The following is a 3,234-nucleotide window of genomic DNA, read 5'->3' on the forward strand; positions in this document are numbered from 1 at the left end:
TCATCGAAGGCGCCTGCCGCCACCTCATCGCCGACCGCATGGACATCACCGGCGCCCGTTGGAAACTACCCAGCGCCGAAGCCATCCTCCAACTCCGCGCCCTCCACGCCAACGGCGACTTCAACGACTACTGGACCTACCACCTCACCCAAGAACAACAACGCAACCACCCCACCCACAACGCCATCCCCCAGGCAGCATGACCTCACCTCAAAAGAGGTCGGGGGGGGTCGGTGGGTGGTGATCATGAAAGGGGCTCCTTCTGGTTACGTTGTGGGTGTCTGACGTCCATCAACGTAAAGAAGGAGCCCTGTGGCAGGGTACGCGAACCACGATGTCGCCGGAGCGTTCGAATCCTCTCGGGCGGTGTTCGAGTCGATCATCACGGAGCTCGGCGCCGCTGACTGTGGCATCACGCATGGCGAGCTGGAAGAGCTGCTGACCGAGCGGTCCCGGACGTTGATGCGCCGGCTGCTGCAGGAACATCTTGATCTTCGTTCGGTGCGTGAGCACCCGGTTCCCGGCGGCGTGACCGGCCCCGACGGCATCCAGCGCACTCGCCTGGAGCAGGGACGCCGGCGTGGTCTGGCCACGGTGTTCGGCGAGGTGACCGTGACCCGGCTGGCCTACCGGGCGCCGAGTGCGTCCACTGTCCATCCCGCGGACGGGGTGCTGAACCTGCCGGCCGAGAAGCACTCGCACGGGCTGCGGCGGCTGGCCGCCCTGGAGGCCGCCCGCGGCTCCTTCGGCGATGCCCAGGCGGCGATCAGCCGCGCCACTGGGCAAGAAGTGGGCAAACGCCAACTCCAGCAGCTGGCCGCTCGGGCCGCGACCGATTTCGAGACCTTCTACGAAACCCGGCGGTCCCCGGCGGGGACCAGCGGGGATGTGCTGGTGCTCTCCGCCGACGGCAAGGGCATCGTCATGCATCCCGAAGCACTACGCGAGGCCACCCGCAAGAAAGCCGCCGAATCGGTCAGGAAACTGGGCACTCGTCTGTCCAAAGGGGAGAAACGTAACCGCACACGCATGGCCGAGGTCGGTAGCGTCTACGACATCACTCCCGCCGCCCGCACCGCCGCCGACATCCTCGCCCGCACCAGCGAGACCACCTCAGCCGAGGAGATCACGCCCGCGCCGGTGGCCCGAAACAAGTGGCTGACCGCCAGCGTCACCACCAACGCCGCCGGCGTGCTCACCGCCGTTTTCGACGAGGCCACCCGCCGTGACCCCACCCACCAGCGGCAATGGATCGCCCTGGTCGACGGCAACAACGACCAGCTCCGCCGCATCCGTACCGAGGCCCGTACCCGCGAGGTCAAGGTCACGATCCTCATCGACGTCATTCACGTCCTGGAATACCTCTGGAAAGCCGCCTGGTGCCTGCACGACGAAGGTGACCCCGCAGCCGAAACCTGGGTCGGCGAGCAAGCTCGCCGCATCCTCGACGGCCACGCCCTCGACGTCGCCGCCACCATCGACACCACCACCGGCACACGAGACGACCTGACCCCGACCCAACGCAAAAACGCCGCAGCCACGGTCACCTACCTCACCCGCAAAGCCCAAGCCGGCTACCTCGACTACCCCACCGCCCTGACGCCTCGGAAAACCGAAGTCCCAACGGTTCGAGCACATGGACGATGTCTTCGCGTAGGGCTTCGACATCCTGGCGGTCTCCGTGCACGAGCACGACGAAATCGTCCGCGTAGCGGACGATCCGCCAGTTCGGCAGGTTCTTGCCACGACGCCGAGCGCGTCGGCTCGGGGTACTCATGATCCCGCCCGGCCGCCACGGCCCATGCACGTGCTCATCGAGCACGCTCAGGGCGATGTTCGCCAGCAGCGGGGACAGGATGCCCCCTTGCGGCGTTCCGGCAAAACTATCCTCCTGGTAGCCAAGTTCGGTCAGGACCCCGGCCTTGAGGAACGCTTTCACCAGCGCGAGCACACGCTTGTCCTTGACTCGGGCCCGCACCCGATCCATCAGGGCGGTATGCGAGATAGAGTCAAAGCACGCCTCGATGTCCGCGTCCAGCACCCACCGGTAGCCCTTGGTGCCGAACCGTTGAATCTCGGCGATCGCGTCGTGCGCCCGCCGCATCGGCCGGAACCCGTAGGAGACCGGTTCGAAAACGGCCTCGAAGATCGGTTCCAGCACCAGCTTCAGCGCCGCCTGAACAACCCGGTCCGCCACCGTGGGAATCCCCAGGCGACGGACCTTCCCGCTCCCACCCGGCTTAGGGATCCTGCGTTCCCGCACCGGCAACGGCCGGAACACACCCTCCTTGAGCTGGGTGCGTAGGTCGTTCAGGAACCCGGGCACCCCAATGGCCGCCTCGATATCGACGACAGTCAAACCGTCGACGCCGGGGCTGCGCGCACCGGTATTGCCCGCGACCCGATCAAACGCCACGAGCAGCGTCGCCGGGTCATACACGAAATTAAACAAGTCGTCGAACCTGCGGCCGGGATCGGCCGCCGCCCAACGGTGAAGCTTGGCCTGCATCTCCGATACCCGTGATCGTGGCCCCTGCGGAACCCGCTCATCCCCGTTTCCCCAGGCCGCTCGCCGAACCCGCCGTGCCGATCTCTCGGCAACGGGCTCTCCACGGTGTCTGTCGTTAGGCGTGGTCAGGCGTGATCCAGGGGTTGGGGATCTTGATGCCCCGGTATCGGTAGCGGGTGACCGGCACCGAGGCGATGTTGAACAGTTCGATCCCGTCCGCCGCGGGTCTGCGCCATCGGCCGTTGGGACCGGTGAGCCGTCGGCGGACATCCCTCCAATTCCAACGATGCAGTTTCTTCCACCAGTAAATGACCCTCCACCACACGAAGTTTTCGAGGGCATCCAGGGTGTGTTGGCAAACTGCGTGCCGGAAGTAGTGGGCCCAGCCGCGCATGATCTGATTGAGCCTGATCAGCACGTCCCTGGGGCGTTGCTGCGACAACCTGCTCGTCAGGGCACGGATCTTGTCCTTCAACGACCGGATGGGCCGGTCGGCGATGAAGGTGTAGACGTACCACTTGTCCGTTCCTCGCTTGCGTTTCCACTGGATGCGGAACCCAAGAAAGTCGAACGCCTCGTCCATGTGCAGAATGCGGGTCTTCGCCTCGGAAAACCGAAGTCCCAACGGTTCGAGCACATGGACGATGTCTTCGCGTAGGGCTTCGACATCCTGGCGGTCTCCGTGCACGAGCACGACGAAATCGTCCGCGTAGCGGACGATCCGC

General features: G+C 65.5%; 2 protein-coding genes and 2 pseudogenes. 2 read left to right on the plus strand and 2 right to left on the minus strand.

Annotated elements, in window-relative coordinates:
• Positions 1-203, plus strand: a pseudogene (locus SSPN_RS57455) (hypothetical protein); the annotation flags it as partial.
• 163 nt (positions 204-366) lie between these two features.
• A pseudogene (locus tag SSPN_RS61360) lies at positions 367-1,530 on the plus strand (ISKra4 family transposase); the annotation flags it as partial.
• Positions 1,531-1,552: 22 nt separating this feature from the next.
• On the opposite strand, the gene SSPN_RS53495 reads toward SSPN_RS61360, so the two are convergent.
• Positions 1,553-2,509, minus strand: a complete 957-nt coding sequence (locus tag SSPN_RS53495) for a reverse transcriptase domain-containing protein (RefSeq protein WP_202799031.1) — start codon at positions 2,507-2,509, stop codon at positions 1,553-1,555.
• A gap of 115 nt (positions 2,510-2,624) precedes the next feature.
• The coding region (locus SSPN_RS0141740; RefSeq protein ID WP_010316723.1) for a group II intron maturase-specific domain-containing protein at positions 2,625-3,234 on the minus strand (610 nt) is incomplete at its 5' end.

Source organism: Saccharopolyspora spinosa NRRL 18395 (assembly GCF_000194155.1).
In the GTDB taxonomy this organism is placed as follows: Bacteria; Actinomycetota; Actinomycetes; order Mycobacteriales; family Pseudonocardiaceae; genus Saccharopolyspora; species Saccharopolyspora spinosa.

What these genes read in the sequence shown, in the direction of transcription:
- SSPN_RS53495 (WP_202799031.1), bottom strand. Translation starts at nt 2,509, where the DNA reads ATGCAGGCCAAGCTTCACCGTTGGGCGGCGGCCGATCCCGGCCGCAGG.